Below are 16,480 nucleotides of genomic sequence, written 5' to 3'. Positions count from 1 at the left end.
GATAGCAGATCGCCGACGTTTCGGCGACCCCCTGCGACTCTGTCGCTCGCCGGGGTGTCCGCTCTTGGGTGTCCGGGGGCCGGCGCCCAGCGGCCCTATTTTCCGGCTTCGACTTCGCCGCCCAGGCGCGACCACTCCTCGAACGAGCCGTCGTAGAGCAGGACGTCCAGGCCGACGGAGCGCGCCGCGAAGAGGGTGGCCGAAGCCTGCTGGCCCACATGGCAATAGGCGATGATCCTGTCGCCCGGCTTCACACCCGCCGCTTCGAAGCGCGCCGCGATCTCCGCCTCGGGCGCCAGCATCAGGTCCGGTGTCGTGACGCTCGAGAACGGCACGCTCCGGGCGCCGGCGATGTGGCCCGCCCGGTGCGGCTTTCCCGGTGGTCCGCCAGCCTTCTCGCCGGAATAGAACTCGGGCGCGCGGGCATCCACCACCACGTAACCGGGCGCGCGGACGTGGCGCTTCACATAGTCGGCGTCGACCACGATCGGACGGAACACGATAGGCGACAGCCGGCCGGGGACCACGGCGCGCGGTCGGGTGGAGAGGGGGCGCCCCTCGGCCTTCCAGGCCGGCAGGCCGCCTTCCAGCAGCCGGGTGCGCGGGCCCAGTCCCGCGGTGTCCAGCACGAAGACCGCCCGCGTCGCGGATTGGATGTCGCGTGTCGGATAAACGATGACCGTCGACGTGTCGGAAACGCCGAGCGCCTCGAGTTTCGCGCGCAGGGCCTCGGCCTCGGGCATCTCCAGGAACAGCGGATCGGATCCGGTGGGCGGGGCCGAGATATCGGCCAGGTTCAGGAGGCGCGCGCCCGGGATGTGACCGGCGTCATACGCCGCCGCATCGCCGATCTGGAGGATGACCAGGTCCGGCGCGTCCAGCCGGGCGGCCACCCAGGCGGTATCGACCACCATCTCCGCGCGCGGCGTCCCGGCTCCCGGCAGGCTGGCTCCCGCCGGTGCAGATCCTGCGGGCGCAGATCCCGCCAGGAGCAGGGCCATCGAGATCGCCGCAATCCAGCCCATCGCCCGTCTCTCCCGCGCTCTCGCCGATGTTACCCGCCGGAGCGCCGGCGCATAAGCCCCACATTGTTCCCCCGGACTCGCCCATCCGCTACTCAGGGCGAACACATGCCGAACGTGATTCGCACATGATCGGACGCCTGCGCGGGGCCGTCGCCGAGGTCGGCGAGGAGGAGGCGCTCATCGACGTGATGGGCGTCGGCTATGTGGTGCGCTGCGGGTCGCGGACGCTGTCGCGCCTGCCCGAGATCGGCGGCGAGACCCTGATCCATGTCGAGACCCAGTGGGCCGAGCAGACCGGTCTGACCCTTTACGGTTTCCTCGGCCGCGACGAGCGCCAGGCGTTCCTGATGCTGCGCGCCATCCAGGGCGTAGGCCCCAAGGCCGCGCTGGCGGTCCTGGACGTGCTGGCCCCCGCGGACCTGGCTTCGGCCGTGGCCCGCGACGACAAGGCCGCCGTCGCGCGGGCCAACGGGGTCGGGCCGAAGCTGGCGCTCCGGATCGTCACCGAGTTGAAAGGCAAGCCGCTGCACGACGGCCCGGTTGCGGCCTTCCACGCCCAGACGCCCGCCGCCGAACCCGCGCGACCGTCGGCCAGCGGTGAAGCGGTGGCCGCGCTGATGGGCCTGGGCGTCGCCGAACCCGCGGCCCGTCGCGTGGTGGAGGCCGCCGCCCTGCGCCTCGGCGAAGGCGCCGAGCCTCCGGCGCTCATCAAGGCCGCCCTGCAGGAGCTGGGGCGGTGAGGATCGGAACCGCAGGAAGCACGGAAGGCCACAGAAGGCGGAACGTCCTGGGACGTCCGCGTACGCGGTCGGCTCGCGGGATTCGGCCCACGACCCTCAAGGACCGGATCGCCCGTTGCGCGGGCGGGGCGCCCCCGTCCGTGTCTTCCTGGACTTCCGAACGCGGGCGTCGCCCATGACCCGCATCGTTTCGGGCGAACCCCAGCCGTTCGAAGGCTCGGACCGGGCGCTCCGGCCGCAGACGCTGGCCGAGTTCGTGGGCCAGAAGCAGGCCAAGGCGAACCTGACCGTCTTCATCGAGGCGGCCAAGAACCGCGCCGAGGCGCTGGACCACGTCCTGCTGTTCGGTCCGCCGGGCCTGGGCAAGACGACCCTGGCCCAGATCGTCGCGCGCGAACTGGGCGTGAACTTCCGGGCCACCTCGGGGCCCGTGCTGGCCAAGGCCGGGGACCTGGCGGCGATCCTGACCAACCTGGAGCCGCGCGACGTCCTGTTCATCGACGAAATCCACCGCCTGGCCGCCAATGTGGAAGAGATTCTCTATCCGGCCATGGAGGATCATGTCCTCGACCTGATGATCGGCGAGGGACCATCGGCGCGGTCCATCCGCATCGACCTGGCGCCCTTCACCCTGGTGGCGGCCACGACGCGCGCGGGCCTGCTCGCCACGCCGCTGCGGGATCGTTTCGGCATCCCGATCCGGCTGGAGTTCTACACCCACGACGAACTGCAGAGCGTGTTGCTGGGCGCCGCGGCCAAGATGGGGACCGATCTCTCGCCCGACGGCGCCCTCGAGATCGCCACCCGCTCCCGGGGAACGCCGCGCGTGGCCGGGCGGCTGCTGCGCCGGGTGCGCGACTTCGCCGCCGCCGACGGCGCCGATGTGATCGACCGCAAGGCCGCCGCCAGCGCCCTGGCCCGGCTGGACGTGGACGAGATGGGCCTGGACGCGCTGGATCGCCGCTACCTCCGCGCCCTGATCGAGAACTACGCGGGGGGGCCCGCGGGCGTGGAGACCCTGGCCTACGCCATCGCCGAAGCGCGCGATGCGGTGGAGGACGTGATCGAACCCTTCCTGCTGCAACAGGGCTTCATCCAGCGGACGCCGCGCGGCCGGATGGCCACCGCCCGCGCTTACGACCACCTGGGCCTTGCGGCGCCGAAAAGCGCAGGCCAGCCCCCGGCCGGGGACCTGTTCGAATGAGCGACACCAGCCGGGACCCCAGCGCCGGCTGGCTGGAGGGCCGCGAGCACTTCCTGCCGGTGCGGATCTACTACGAGGACACCGACTTCACCGGCATGGTCTACCACGCCAACTACCTGCGCTATTTCGAGCGCGGGCGGAGCGATTTCTTCCGCATGGTGGGCATCCGGCACGCCGAACTGCTGGAGCAGGAGCAGCCGACCGCCTTCACCATCGTGCGCATGGAGATCGACTACCGTCGCGCGGCGCGCGTCGACGATGCGCTCCTGGTGCGCACCACCTACGACGAAGTGCGCGGCCCGCGCCTGCTGGTCAGCCAGCAGATCGCCCGCGGCGACGAACTCATCGCCGAGGCGCACGTTCAGGCGGTGTGCATCGACCTTCGCGGCCGGGCGAGGAAGCCGCCGAAGGCCATGGTCGAGCAGCTTCGCCCCTACCTCACGCCCCCTAAGGCTACGCCATAAGATCGCCACCGACACCCGCCACCACGCCCGGACACGCCCCCCGGCGCCACCCAGGAGACCCGATGGACCCGGCCGCCATCACGCCCGAGAGCTTCGACTTCTTCTCCATCTTCATGAGTTCCGACTGGGTCGTGAAGCTGGTCATGATCGGCCTGGCGCTCGCCTCGCTGTGGTCGTGGTCCATCATCCTGGACAAGCTGTTCCGCTTCTCGAAGCTGAACCGTGAGGCGGACGCCTTCGAGGACTCGGTCGCTTCCGGCCGCAGCCTGGAGGATGTGGCCGCGGACGCCGGCGAGCGCCCCACCCACGCCCTGCCCCGGATGCTCCAGGGCGCCCTCAAGGAATGGCGTGACGCGCGCTCGAAGAGCGTCGCCAGCGAAGGGCAGACCGCCTTCCTGATCCAGCGCATCGACCGTCACCTGGACACCACGATCGCCCGTGAGGCCGCGCGCGTGGAAAGCGGCCTGGGCGTCCTGGCCATCGTCGCCACCGCCTCGCCGTTCATCGGCCTGTTCGGCACGGTGTGGGGGATCATGCGCGCCTTCCAGGCCATCGCGATCCAGAAGAACACCTCGCTCGCGATCGTGGCGCCCGCGATCGCGGAGGCGCTGTTCGCCACCGCCATCGGCCTGGCCGCGGCCATCCCGGCCTACATCGCCTACAACGCCTTCTCGACCGCCGCGGGCAAGTACGCCGCCCGGCTGGAGGGCTTCGCCGACGATCTGTCCACCGCCATCCAGCGTCGCCTGACGGAGCGCGGCTGATGGCGCTGTCGGCCAACGACGCCTTCGCCGCCACCGGGGGCGGCAAGCGCCGGCGCCGCTACGGCCGCGGACGGCGCGGCGCGCTCAGCGAGATCAACGTCACGCCGCTGGTGGACGTGATGCTCGTGCTGCTCATCATCTTCATGATCTCGGCGCCGCTGCTGACGGCGGGCGTTCCCATCGAACTGCCCAAGACCGAAGCGGGCGCGATGCAGGACGTGCCCGATCCGATCACCATCTCCATCCGCCCGGACGGCGAGATCTACATCGGCGAGACCGCCGTGCCGTTCGCCAACCTGTCGCCGAGGCTGACCGCCATGGCCGACAACACCACCCGACCGATCTACGTCCGCGCCGACGGGCGGGCCAGCTACGAGATGGTCGCGAGGGTGATGGCCTCCCTCTCCACCTCCGGCTTCTCCGCCATCAATCTGATCACCGACACCGGCGGCCCCTCGTCAGGTGGGGGGGCGCGGGAAGAGTCCGCGCCTTGAGCCGCACGGCGTCCAGACGGATCGAGGTTTCGCCCGCGGCCCTGGGGTCGGTCGGGCTGCACGTCGCGCTGGCCGCCGCCTTCATGATCAGCTGGGGGTCGCGCGACCTCAAGGTGGGCGCCGTCGTGCCGGTGACCATCGTCTCCAGCGCACCCGACCTCGACGCCCGACCCGCCATCCAGGCGCCCGAAACGGTGTCGGCCGCCACCGAGACGCCCGTTCCCGACGCCGCGCCCGACCCCGAGCCGCCGGCCCCCACACCGGCGCCCACGCCGCCCCAGCCTGCGCCGCCGCCGCCACCTGCGCCGACACCCGCGCCCAAGGCGGCGCCGACCCCCGCGCCCAAGACGCCGGCGCCAAAGACACCACCCGCCAGGCCCGCACCCAAGCAGAGCCAGTCCAGCCTGGACCTCGACAGCCTGTACGACAGCCTCCAGGCGCCGGCCCGAAACGCCCCCCGCCCCAGCGCCGCCCCCAAGGGACCGACCCGCGCCGAGACCGCCCCGGTCGCGCGCCAGACCACAGGGACGGGCCTGGCCGCCGGCGACGCCGTCACCGGCATGACCGAGGAGCTTCAGCGCCGCTGGAACCCCAACTGCGACGTCGAGGGCGGACGCGACGTCCAGCTCAAGGTCTTCTTCCAGCTCGGCGTCACCGGCCAGGTGGTGGGCGAGGTGACCTCGCAGATCACCAGCGCGCGCGGCCCGGTCGCCACAGCCGCCGCCGAGCGCGCCGTCCGCGCCGTCTACGCCGCCGCGCCGTTCCGGGGCCTTCCCCGGGAGTACTACGGTCAGCGGTTTTCCGTGAACTTCAACGCCCGAGAGGCCTGCGCCCGATGATCCGGACCCTTCCGCGCTTCCGCATGCTGATGATGGGGCTGCTCGCCGGCGCCGCCCTGGCCCTGACGGCCGCGCCCGCCAGCGCCCAGATCGAGATCAACGTCAACCGCGCCGACGTCCAGCCGCTGCCGGTGGCGATCCCGGCCTTTGGCGGCCAGCAGGGCGCCGAGATCGCAGACGTGATCTCGGCCAACCTCCAGCGATCGGGCCTGTTCCGGCCGCTGGACCCGGCGAGCTTCATCGAGCGCGACCTGTCGGCCAACGTCCAGCCGCGCTTTCCCGACTGGCGCACGATCAACGCCCAGGCCCTGGTGAACGGACAGGTGACGGTGGAGGGCGGACGCCTCCGCGTGGACTTCCGCCTCTGGGACGTCTTCCGCGGCGAACAGCTCCTCGGCCTGCAGTTCACCTCGAGCCCCGAGAACTGGCGGCGCGTCGCCCACAAGATCTCGGATGCGGTGTACGAGCGCCTGACCGGCGAGAAGGGGTACTTCGACACCCGCGTGGTCTTCGTGGCCGAAAGCGGCGCCCGCGGGCAGGTGACCAAGCGCCTGGCGATCATGGACCAGGACGGCGCCAACCCCAGCTACATCACCTCGGGCGACACGCTGGTGATGACGCCGCGGTTCTCGCCGACGAGCCAGGAAATCACCTACATGTCGCTGCGGCCGGATTCGGCCACGGTGTATCTGTTCAATCTGGAATCCGGCCGTCGCGAGAGCCTGGGCTCCTTCCAGGGCATGGCGTTCGCTCCGAGGTTCTCGCCCGACGGGGGACGCGTGGCGTTCTCGGTGGAGCGCGGCGGCAACAGCGACATCTTCGTCATGAACCTGTCCAGCCGGTCCAGTTCGCGGCTGACCTCGGATCCCGGCATCGACACCTCGGCGTCGTTCTCGCCGGACGGCGCGCGGATCGCCTTCAACTCGGACCGGTCGGGTTCGCCCCAGATCTATGTCATGGGCGCAGACGGCTCGGGCCAGCGGCGGGTCTCCTCGGGCGGCGGCAGCTACACCACGCCGGTGTGGAGTCCGACCGGCGAGTTCATCGCGTTCACCAAGCAGACCGGAGGCCAGTTCCACATCGGCGTCATGCGGCCGGACGGCACGGACGAACGCCTGCTCACGACCAGTTATATGGACGAAGGCCCCACCTGGGCGCCCAATGGGCGGGTCCTGATGTTCTCCCGCGAAACCCCTGGAGGGCCTCCGCGGTTATGGACTGTGGATGTGACGGGCCGAATCCTCCAGCCGGTGCCCTATCCGGGGGCCGGATCGGATCCGGCCTGGTCGCCTTTGCTTAACTAGTCTTGCGCCTCAATCTGGCCCGACACCTCACAATATTGATTCGCAACCTCGAAACCCAGGAGAACCCGATGGTCGTACGCTTCACCGGCAGCACCGCGATGCGCCTCGCCCTTGTCGCGACGGCCACCGTCTCGCTTGCAGCCTGCACGTCCAAGCCGAAGCCGACGTATCCGACCGAGGCCCCGCCGGCCGCCGGTCCCTCGCAGCCGCCGCCGTCCGCGCCCGGCCCGGTGACGGGCCAGGCGACCGCGCCGATCCCCGGCTCGGCCCAGGACTTCATCGTCAACGTGGGCGATCGCGTCTATTTCGACACCGACCGGCACGACGTCCGCGCCGACGCCGGCCCAATTCTCGACGCCCAGGCCGGATGGCTGCGGACCTACGGCTCGGTGCGGGTCCGCATCGAAGGCAACGCCGACGAACGCGGCACGCGCGAGTACAACCTGGCTCTCGGCGCTCGCCGCGCCAATGCGATCCGCGACTACCTGGTGAATCGCGGCGTCTCGTCGGATCGGATTTCGACGATCTCGTTCGGCAAGGAACAGCCGATCGACACCGGCACGGGCGAGGAAGCCTGGCAGAAGAACCGCAACGGCCGCACGTCCATCGTCTCGGGCGCGCGCTAGGTTCAGATGTTCCGCCGGCCGTTCCTGTTGGCCGCCGCTCTGGCCGTCCTCGTGACGGCCGGGCCGGCGGTGTCCCAGACTCCCCTCCCCCCGCAAGGGGCCGATCCGCTCGACGCCCGCGACGCGCGCCGCGTGGAGCGGATGGAGCGGGTGGTGCGCGAGTTGCGCTCCATCGTCTTCCAGCTCCGGGATTCCGGAAAGCCGGTCGTCGTCCAGCCGGCCGACACCGACGCCCGCATGGCCGAGATGGGCGAGCGGCTGGCCGACATGGAACAGACGCTTCGCGGCCTCAACAGCACGCTGGACAGCCTCACGCGCGACCTCGACCAGGCGCGGCGCGAGAACATCACCCTGAAAGGTCAGGTCGATCGCCTGAACGAACGTCTGACGGCCGCCGAGCAACCGGCGTCCGAGGCGACAAACGTCGGCAGCGGCGGACTCGGCAGCGGACCGGGAGGCGGCGCTGCGGTTCCGGTCCCGGCCGGCGACCCGGCCGCCGACTTCACCCAGGCCCGGCAACTGATGCTGGCGGGCGACTACGACGCGGCCGAAGCGGCCTTCGCGGCCTATGTCCAGAACCATCCCGACACCCAGAGGACCCCGGAAGCCAACTACTGGCTGGGCAAGACGCTGGGCGTGCGCGGGGCCTACAACGACGCGGCGCGGGCCTACATCGGCGCCATCCGCGGCTGGCCCCAGACGACCTGGGCGCCGGACGCAGTGGTCGAGCTGTCACGGACGCTGATCGCACTGAAGAAGCCGGCCGACGCCTGCCAGACCCTGGCCGAATTCTCCCGTCGCTATCCCAAGGCTCCGGCGCCGGTGGCCAGCCGCGCCGCCGCGGCCCGAACCCAGGCCAAGTGCGCGGCCTAGAGGCCGTCGCCGCCGGGGCGTTCGCCCGCCACCTGCGACCTGAAAGCTCGCGTCCCGTGGCCGTGGCGCTCTCGGGCGGAGGCGACTCCGTGGCGCTGACCCTGATCGCCGACCGCTGGGCGAAGGCGCTGGGGCGCGACCTGCTGATCTTCACGGCCGATCACGGCCTGCGACCCGAAAGCGTCGGCTGGACGGCGCGATGCGCGGCGCTGGCCCACCGCCTGGATCGCCCGTTCAAGGCGCTGCCGTGGGTTGGCGACAAGCCCACCCGGGGGATGCCGGCGGCGGCGCGGCGCGCCCGTCACGCCCTTCTGGCCGACGCTGCGCGCGACGCGGGGGCCGCGGTCGTGCTCATGGGCCATACCGCCGACGACGTGGCCGAGGCCGCCGTCATGCGGTCATGCGGCTCCACGGTCCCCGCCCCAAAGGCCTGGGCGCCGTCGCCGGCGTGGCCCCAGGGTCGTAGCGTTTTCCTGCTGCGGCCGCTGCTGGACGCCCGCCGGGAGGACATCCGGGCCTGGCTGACCGCCCAGGGCGAAACCTGGATCGACGACCCGGCCAATCAGGACCTCCGCTTCGCCCGGGCCCGCGCGCGGTGTGCGCGACCCACGCCAGCCCCCCGGCTCGAACCGCCGCCGCTGGCTCTGGCCGCGGCGGTGACCGAACACGCCGGCGTCCTCCGTATCCCGCGGAGCACCCTGCAAGACGCGTCGCCGGAGGATGTGGCGCGCCTGACGGGCCTGGCGGCGGTCTGCGCCGGCGGCGGGGACCGGGCGCCCGCCCGCGAACGTAGCCATCGTCTCGCTGTCAAGCTGCGTACCACCGGGCCCGTGCTGGCCACCCTCGCAGGCGCCCGGGTCGAGGCGGGCGAGTCCACGGTGGCCTTCATGCGCGAACCCGGAGAGTTTCGACGCGGGGGACTGGCCGCGATCCATGCGCCGGGGGTGTGGGACGGCCGCTTCGAGGTCGGCGGCGGGGGCGAGGTGCGACGCCTGCACGGCCTTGCGAACCGGTTGCCGCGCGATGAACAGGCGGCGCTCCGCAACATCCCGCCGGCGGCGCGCAGCGCCCTGCCGGCGCGTGTCGGTCCGGACGGCGCCGTGACCTGTCCCGCGCTGGCCGGAACCCCCAGCCTGGTGTGCGCACGGCTGCAAGCCGCCGCGGGAAGGGTTCAGCGCGAGCCGGCCTGAAGTGCGAACTCCACGCCGCGCACGACGGCGTCGGCATGGCGCGGCCCAAGGAGATTGGCGTGCGAGGCCGGCGCCACGTGCTCGATGTGGCCGCGGCGGGCATGCCTGGCGGCCTTTTCCTGGATGGCCTTCAGCGCCTCCCGCCCCCGATGAGGTCCGGCGGTCACCACGGCGACAGGCAGATCCCGGGGCAGGTCCGCGGCGCCGGCCATCCGCGAGGTTTCGGGCCAGGACATGACCTCGGCCGCGGCGGCGTGCGCATGCGAGGCCGAGGCGTGGATACGTCGCTTCTCGCCCGCCACGGGACGCGGCAGGCCGATCAGGTTGCCGTTGATGAGCGAGATAGGAACCATCACCCCGAACTTGGCGGCGTGGCTGGTCAGCTGCAGCAGGCGGCCAAATCCCCGGATCGCCTGAGGGCCGCCTGGAAGGCTGAAGACGTCCGGCGTGACGGCGTCCGCCAGCACCAGCCCGGCCACAGGAAACGTGCGTTCCAACACGAAGAGACGGACCATCAGACCGCCCATCGAATGGCCCGCCAGCACCACCGGCCCGGCTTCGCCCACAGCGGCCAACAGCGCTTCGAGATCGTCGTTGATCGCCCGTCCGTCGCGTGGCGCCGGGCCAGGGTCGGAGTGCCCCAGGCCCGCCCGGTCGTAGGCCAGGCTGCGCAGCCCCCTGACGGCCAGCTTCTCCTGCACGACCGCCCAGTCCGACGCGCACCCGAAGGCGCCGTGCTCGCAAACGATCAGGGGATGGGCGCCGCCCGTCGGCCCCGCGCGCACCACGCGCAGGCGGCGACCGCCGATGTCGACCAGTTCGCCGCGGCAGGAAGCCGGAAGCGTCACCTAGAGGGCCAGTTGCGCCCGCGGCCGGCCGTCTGCGCCGATGGAGAGCGACCGCAGGCCGTCGATCTTTTCGCCCTTGGCGGCGTCGCGCACCTGACCTTCGAGATTGCGCTCGGCGGCGGCTAGGTCCTGGGCGTCGGTGGTTTTGCGACGCACGATGATCGTCCCCGCCTCGCGCTGCTCCATCAGGTGGCGCTTGCTCTCCGGGATGGAGGACACCTGAGCCATGCGGACGCGGCCCGAATAGCGCTTGGCCTTGTCCAGCGGCAGGTCGCCGGCTTCGGCGAAGGCCTTGCCCAGGAACATGGCGGGGTTCAGCGGCCGGTCCTGGGCGTCGCGGATCTCGAAATGCAGGTGCGGGCCGGTGGACACGCCGGTCGAACCGATGCGGCCGATCGGCTGGCCGGCGGCGACCGCCAGACCCGGCTTCACGCCCGCCCCGATGGCGCCGAGATGGGCATAGAAGGTCGTCAGACCCTCGGCGTGGCGCACGGCGACATAGCGGCCGTAACCGCCCTTCTCACCCGCCTCGACCACGACGCCCTCGGCGGCCGCGATCACGGGCACGCCGGCGTCGGCCGAGATGTCCACGCCCTCGTGCAAGCGGCCCGAACCTTCCCAGGGAAGCTGGCGCAGGCCGAAGGGCGACACCACCGCATGGCCGGGAACGGGTTCGCGGAAGGCGATGAGGATGTCGTCCTCCGCCTCGGCGACGGCCGTGACGGGCGCATTGGTGAGGACGACGGGTTCCGGTTTCGCGACCGGCAGGGGCAGCAGTGACGCGTGCGCGACCGCCACGGCGCTGAGGCCCGCGGCCGCGACGATTCCGGTCTCGGCCAACCGGCGTTGCATCGGCTTTTTCCGGCGTTCGGCCAAGGCGTCGCGCTCCCACGAAAACCCCGCCGCCGTTCCCTCTGCGGGACCGGACGGCAGGCTGCCGGGCGTTCTAGGCAAAATCCGGGCCTGCGGCAAACCTGCGCGCCCAGGAGGCGAACCCGCGCGGGCCGACGGAAGCCGCGCCGGCCGGTTAGCGCCAGGATTCGACGGCGCCCTTGCGACGCACCGCGACGGGACCCAGCGGACGCTCCAGGCCCGGCAGGCGCGCCACAGGCTTACCGAACAGCCAGCCCTGGCCGTAATCCACGCCCAGGTCGCAGAGCCGTCGCGCGGCGTCCTCGGTCTCGACCATTTCGGCCACGGTCGTCATGCCCAGTTCCCGGCACAGCGACGCCATCCGGTTGAGGATGACGGCGTCGCGGGGTCGAGCGGCCAGCGACTGGACGAACCGGCCATCGAACTTCACCACATCGACCTCGATCTCGCGCAGGTAGTCCATGGACGCCGCGCCAGCGCCGAAGTCGTCGAGACAGACCAGATGGCCCCCGCGCCGCAGCTTCTGGATCAGGGTGTTGGCGCGGGCGAGGTCGGCGATCTTGTGGCTTTCCGTCAGCTCCAGGTGGAGCCTCGGCCGCACGCTGGGCGTGGCCTCGGTGACGGCCAGCAGATCTTCAACGAAGCCGGGAGACTGGAGCGAATAGGCGCTGATGTTGGCCGCCACGCGGATATCGGCCCGGACTTCGGCCAGCACGGCCGCCACCGTGCGGACCACGGTCATGTCGAACTCCAGCACCAGGCCCAGCTCTTCGGCGAGCTGGATAGTGGCCGCCGGGCCTCCGCCGCCCTCGAACCGGGTCAGGGCCTCGTAGTGGCGCACCTCGCGCGAGGTCAGGGCGACGACCGGTTGGTAGACCAGCTCGAAGCGGCCGGCGCGCAGCATCTCCTTGAACCGTTCGGATTCCGTGACCGTCTGGCGCAACGCCGCCTCGAAACTGCGGGCGGCCGCCTGCGGCCCTTCGTCGATGCAGCGGTCCAGGGCGTAGCGGATCGCCCGCAAGCTCTCACCGGGCGCATGGACGTCCAGCGTCAGCTCGCCGGACGAGACCTGCACCAGGGGTCCGGCATAGGCGCGCACCCGTTCCAGCAGCGCCGCATCGTCTCGCTGGGCGTCGCGCAGAACCGCGAAACGCTCGTCGCCCAGGGCCGCCGCCGGCAAGCCGCCGTACGACGCGGCCCGCAGGGTCCCGGCCAGCTTGCGCCGCGCCGCCTCGGCGTCCGGCGCGGTCATCGCCTCGAGCGCCTCGGCCAGACCGCCGAACTCCAGAAGGTCGACCCGGAGGGATGCGCCGCTGCGCTCGGCCTCGCGCAGCATGACCGCGGCGGCGGATTCGAAATCTTCGCGATTGGCCAGCCCGGTCTCGTCGACCGCAAGCCCGTTCACCGCCGGAGCGCAGAGGCTGAGCGCCGCCGCGGTGCAGCCCGGCCGCTGGGGCATCTGGAACAGCGAGAGGTTCACCGCCTGACCGCCGCCGGCACCGGCGCCGGCGCCGACCAGGGTGACCGTGAACGGGCCGCGCCGCTCGCCCGGCCGAAGGTCCGCCAGGGCGGCGTCCACCAGATCCACATCGCCGTCCGCCAGTAGTTCCTGCCAGAGGTGGCCCGCCAGCGCCTCGGCGGTGCGGCCCAGCAGACGCTGCACGGCGCCCGTCGCAAAGCCGACGCGCCCGCCGGGGCCGATCTCCAGGACCATGTCGGCGCTGGCGAAGACGAAGCCCACGAGCTGACCCATCGTGGGTCCGGCGGGGGCGGGGCGAGCCTTGGCCGAAGCGCTCACGGGCGTTGTCGAAGTGGGGGGTGCTGAGGAGGTTGAAGTCGGGGCGCTCACGGACGCCGTCTTCCTTGGTCTTGGGGAACCGCCGGCCGGTCCGCCAGCGATCACCTTGCCTCGCCCAGGTTGACCGACTGTTGATGCCGCGAACGCGCCGGCCCGTCCGCGGCGCGCGAACCGGTGTCTACCCCTCGCGTCCGGCTGCGGTGCGCGTCATCCAGGCCAGGATCTCGCCGTTCAGCTCGCGCGGGAACGCGTGGCTGAGGTCGTCGAGTTCGCGATAGGCCACATCGGCGCCGGCGCGCGCCAGGACGTCGGCGGCCTCGCGCGCCATCTCCAACGGGAACATCCAGTCTCGGGCGCCGTGGACGATGTGGATGGGCAGCCCTTCGATCCGCTCCCGGTCGGCGAAGGCGGCCATCATCGGGTGGAACGCCGCGGCGGCCGGCGCGAGATGGGTGAAGGGCGAAGCGGGCTCCAGCCCGCTGACATAGCTGAAGGTTCCCCCATCGCTCATGCCCGACAAAAGTATCCGGGCAGGGTCGACGGTCCATCGGGTCCGCACGACATCCAGGATGGCTGCGAGGTTCGGCGTGTCGGCGTCGTCGCCCTGCAACGCCCAGGTTCGGCCGACGGCGGTGGGCGCCACCAGGATCGCGCCCCAGGTCCGCGCCTCGCGCAGCCAGCTCCAGAGGAAGTCCCGGCCGTTTCCGCTCCCGCCGTGCAGGGCGAAGACCACCGGCCAGGCGCGGTCGGGCGACCAGGTCTCGGGGACATAGGCCGACCAGCCGCCCCGCGCGCCGGGCTCGCCGCCGCCATGCAGGACCCCGGTATCGGGCCTGGGCGGAGCCGCCATGAGCGCGGCCGACAGTCCGGCGTCGTCGCGCCGGGCGGGGTCCAGGAAGAAGCGGCTGACCGGCGGCAGGGCGCGCGCCAGCGGATACAACGCCTCCAGCGCGCGCGGCTGTTCCCGCAGCGCCCGGAAGACGGCGGTCATCCCGTCCTGGCTGTCGGGCGCGGCGCGCAGGCCGGCGTAGGCCGACAGCGCCGCGTCGGTCGCCGTCGCGAGGGCGGCGCGGACGTCGGCCAGGGCCTCGGGCCAGGCGTCCAGCCTCGGTCGGACGGCGGCCAGCGGCGCCTCGGGTTCGCCCAATGCGGCCAGGAGTTCGCCGTAGTGCGCGGGATCGAAGTGACGGGCCAGGAAGCCCAGGCGGTCCAGCGCCTGGAGCAGGGGCGGCAGGATCGCCACCATGTCGTCGAGATACCGCTCGTCCATCGCGCCACCATAATCCGCGCCGCCGCCCTGGCCACGGCCGATTGCCTCCGAGCGCCGGGTTCGCGAGAGTGACGGCGACGACAGGGGGGAGGCGGACCATGCGAGGGGCGGCGGTCGCACTGGCGATCTGGATCGGGCTGGACGGCGTGGCGGCGCACGCGGCCCCGGCGGACTGGGACGTTCGCATCCGGCGCGACGAATGGGGCGTGCCGCATATCAAGGGCGAGACCGACGCCGACGTCGCCTATGGCCTGGCCTGGGCCCATTCCGAGGACGACTTCGCGACGATGCAGGAGGCGGTCTTCACCGCGCGGGGTCGCCTGGCCGAACTCAAGGGCTCCGAAGGCCTGGAGAGCGACTATCTCGTCCACCTCCAGGACGTATGGGGGGCGGTCAACAAGGGCTACGCCGGTCTTCCGGCGTCGCTCCGGCGGGTGATGGAGGCCTACGCCGCGGGCCTCAACGACTACGCCGCGCGCCATCCCGACAAGGTCGCGCCGGGCCTGCTGCCGGTCACGGGGCGGGACCTCGTCGCCGGCACGACCTATCGCGGGCCGACATTCTACGGCGCCGACGCTGTCTTCCGTCAGACCATGCGGCCCAGCCCCCGAACCGAGTCCAGGCCGGACGCGGCGAAGACGGCGTCCCTGGACCTACCGATCGAGATCGGCTCGAACGGGGTCGCGGTGGCGCCCTCGCGCTCGGCCGACGGAGCCACGCGCCTGCTGGTCAATTCGCACCAGCCCTTCACCGGCCCGCTGGCCTGGTACGAAGCGGTGCTGGAGAGCAACGAGGGCTGGCACGTGGCCGGCGGATTCTTCCCCGGCTCACCGTTCATGCTGCACGGCCACAACGCCCACCTGGGCTGGGCCTCCACGGTCAACAACCCCGACCTGACCGACGTCTACCAACTGACCGTGAATCCCGCCGACCGGGACCAGTACCGGCTGGACGGACGATGGCGGCGCCTCGAAAGCCGCTGGGTCGAGATCCGGGTGAAGCGCCCCGACGGGACGTTCGAGACGGTGCGCCGCGAGGTGAGCCGTTCGGCGCATGGGCCGGTGGTGCGCTCGGACCGCGGCGTCTTCGCCATCCGCTTCTCCGGCCTGGGCGAGGTGCGCCAGAACGCCCAGTACTTCGCCATGAACAAGGCGCGGAACCTGGCGGAATGGAAGGCGGCGATGGCGATGGGCGTGCTGCCCTCGATCAACTACGTCTACGCCGACGCGAAGGGCAACGTGGGCTATGTCCACAACGCCCGCTATCCCGTGCGCAAGGCGGGGATCGACTGGTCGGGAACCGTGCCCGGCGACCGCTCAGACCTGATCTGGACCGCGCAGCTTCCCTTCTCGAAGATCCCGCAGGTCTGGAATCCGCAATCGGGCTGGACCTTCAACGCCAACAACACTCCCTTCCACGCCACCGACCCGGCCGACGACCTGAAGCCCGAGGCCTTCCCAGCGACCCTGGGCCTGCAGACCAACATGACCAACCGCGCCTGGCGGGCGCTGGAGACCTATGGGGCGGATACGTCGATCACCGAGGCCGAGTTCGACGCCTACAAGTACGATCTGGCCTACAGCGAGAAATCCGACCTGGCGAAGGGCTTGGCGCTGCTGCTCGCGATTCCGGCGGGCGACGACGCCGAACTGGCCGCCGCCCAGGCATTGTTCCGAGGGTGGGACCGGCGCACGAACGTCGATAGCCGCGCGGCGGCGCTGGGCGTGCTGACGGTGCTGCGCCTCCAGCAGTCGCCGGGCCAGCCGCCCCTGGAGGTCCTCAAGGCGGTGATGGCCGAGCTGAAGGCGAAGTTCGGCCGTATCGACCCGACGTGGGGCGAGGTGAACCGCATCCGCCGCGGCAAGGTCGACGTGGCGGTGGACGGCGGCCCCGACATCTTCCGCGCCATCTACGGGCGCCCCGACCCGGACGGGCGGCTGCGCGCGGTGGCCGGCGACACCTTGGTGATGTTCGTGACCTGGGACCGCGACGGAACGCTTTCGTCGCGCAGCGTCCACCAGTTCGGCACGGCCACCCTGGACGAGACCTCGCCCCACTACGCCGACCAGACGCCGGTCTTCGCCGCCATGAAGACCAAGCCGGTGAAATTCACCGAGGCGGACCTCGCCGGCCACATCCGACGCGACTACCGGCCGGGGGAGTGAACC

Annotated in this window: 16 protein-coding genes; 11 read left to right on the top strand and 5 right to left on the bottom strand. The window is 71.7% G+C overall.

Features of this window, described 5'->3' with window-relative positions:
- Nucleotides 1–95: 95 nt before the first annotated feature.
- Entirely contained in the window at nucleotides 96–1,025 is a 930-nt protein-coding gene (locus tag ABS78_RS03605) for a sulfurtransferase (protein ID WP_293374982.1), read from the bottom strand.
- Between the two features lie 125 nt (nucleotides 1,026–1,150).
- On the opposite strand from ABS78_RS03605, the gene ruvA reads away from it, so the two are divergent.
- The 10 genes from ruvA (at nucleotide 1,151) to tilS (ending at nucleotide 9,523) form a co-directional block, all read left to right on the top strand.
- Complete coding sequence (gene ruvA / locus ABS78_RS03600; RefSeq protein ID WP_293374979.1) at nucleotides 1,151–1,765, top strand: Holliday junction branch migration protein RuvA; 615 nt, start codon at nucleotides 1,151–1,153, stop codon at nucleotides 1,763–1,765.
- Between the two features lie 175 nt (nucleotides 1,766–1,940).
- Entirely contained in the window at nucleotides 1,941–2,969 is a 1,029-nt protein-coding gene (gene ruvB / locus ABS78_RS03595; RefSeq protein ID WP_293374976.1) for a Holliday junction branch migration DNA helicase RuvB, read from the top strand.
- Nucleotides 2,966–3,433, top strand: coding sequence for a tol-pal system-associated acyl-CoA thioesterase (gene ybgC, locus ABS78_RS03590; protein ID WP_293374973.1), 468 nt, complete (start codon nucleotides 2,966–2,968; stop codon nucleotides 3,431–3,433). Before ruvB ends, ybgC begins: the two co-directional genes overlap by 4 nt.
- Nucleotides 3,434–3,495: 62 nt before the next feature.
- Entirely contained in the window at nucleotides 3,496–4,197 is a 702-nt protein-coding gene (gene tolQ, locus ABS78_RS03585) for a protein TolQ (protein WP_293374970.1), read from the top strand.
- Nucleotides 4,197–4,691, top strand: coding sequence for a biopolymer transporter ExbD (locus ABS78_RS03580; RefSeq protein ID WP_293374967.1), 495 nt, complete (start codon nucleotides 4,197–4,199; stop codon nucleotides 4,689–4,691). Before tolQ ends, ABS78_RS03580 begins: the two co-directional genes overlap by 1 nt.
- Nucleotides 4,688–5,530, top strand: a complete 843-nt coding sequence (locus tag ABS78_RS03575) for an energy transducer TonB (protein WP_293374964.1) — start codon at nucleotides 4,688–4,690, stop codon at nucleotides 5,528–5,530. The genes ABS78_RS03580 and ABS78_RS03575 overlap by 4 nt, the downstream gene beginning before the upstream one ends.
- 23 nt (nucleotides 5,531–5,553) lie before the next feature.
- Nucleotides 5,554–6,834, top strand: coding sequence for a Tol-Pal system beta propeller repeat protein TolB (tolB, locus tag ABS78_RS03570; RefSeq protein ID WP_293375470.1), 1,281 nt, complete (start codon nucleotides 5,554–5,556; stop codon nucleotides 6,832–6,834).
- Nucleotides 6,835–6,902: 68 nt separating this feature from the next.
- On the top strand, nucleotides 6,903–7,460 hold the full coding sequence (gene pal / locus ABS78_RS03565; protein WP_293374961.1) for a peptidoglycan-associated lipoprotein Pal: 558 nt from the start codon (nucleotides 6,903–6,905) through the stop codon (nucleotides 7,458–7,460).
- A gap of 6 nt (nucleotides 7,461–7,466) precedes the next feature.
- A complete protein-coding gene (ybgF, locus tag ABS78_RS03560) occupies nucleotides 7,467–8,333 on the top strand; it encodes a tol-pal system protein YbgF (protein WP_293374958.1) in 867 nt (288 codons plus the stop codon).
- Complete coding sequence (gene tilS, locus ABS78_RS03555) at nucleotides 8,321–9,523, top strand: tRNA lysidine(34) synthetase TilS (protein ID WP_293374955.1); 1,203 nt, start codon at nucleotides 8,321–8,323, stop codon at nucleotides 9,521–9,523. The genes ybgF and tilS overlap by 13 nt, the downstream gene beginning before the upstream one ends.
- On the opposite strand, the gene ABS78_RS03550 is transcribed toward tilS, so the two are convergent.
- The 4 genes from ABS78_RS03550 to ABS78_RS03535 all read right to left on the bottom strand — a co-directional run bounded on the left by ABS78_RS03550 (nucleotide 9,505) and on the right by ABS78_RS03535 (nucleotide 14,312).
- Entirely contained in the window at nucleotides 9,505–10,371 is an 867-nt protein-coding gene (locus ABS78_RS03550; protein ID WP_293374952.1) for an alpha/beta fold hydrolase, read from the bottom strand. The genes tilS and ABS78_RS03550 overlap by 19 nt on opposite strands.
- Entirely contained in the window at nucleotides 10,372–11,223 is an 852-nt protein-coding gene (locus ABS78_RS03545; protein ID WP_293374949.1) for a M23 family metallopeptidase, read from the bottom strand. It abuts the gene before it with no gap.
- Nucleotides 11,224–11,398: 175 nt separating this feature from the next.
- Nucleotides 11,399–12,997, bottom strand: coding sequence for an EAL domain-containing protein (locus ABS78_RS03540; RefSeq protein ID WP_293374946.1), 1,599 nt, complete (start codon nucleotides 12,995–12,997; stop codon nucleotides 11,399–11,401).
- Between the two features lie 223 nt (nucleotides 12,998–13,220).
- Nucleotides 13,221–14,312, bottom strand: a complete 1,092-nt coding sequence (locus tag ABS78_RS03535) for a dienelactone hydrolase family protein (protein WP_293374943.1) — start codon at nucleotides 14,310–14,312, stop codon at nucleotides 13,221–13,223.
- A gap of 98 nt (nucleotides 14,313–14,410) precedes the next feature.
- Here ABS78_RS03535 and ABS78_RS03530 point away from each other — a divergent pair, with 98 nt between their 5' ends.
- Entirely contained in the window at nucleotides 14,411–16,477 is a 2,067-nt protein-coding gene (locus ABS78_RS03530; protein ID WP_293374940.1) for an acylase, read from the top strand.
- Nucleotides 16,478–16,480 lie beyond the last annotated feature (3 nt).

Source organism: Phenylobacterium sp. SCN 70-31 (assembly GCF_001724605.1).
GTDB lineage: Bacteria > Pseudomonadota > Alphaproteobacteria > Caulobacterales > Caulobacteraceae > Phenylobacterium.
This window is presented reverse-complemented; position numbering and strand designations above follow the sequence as displayed.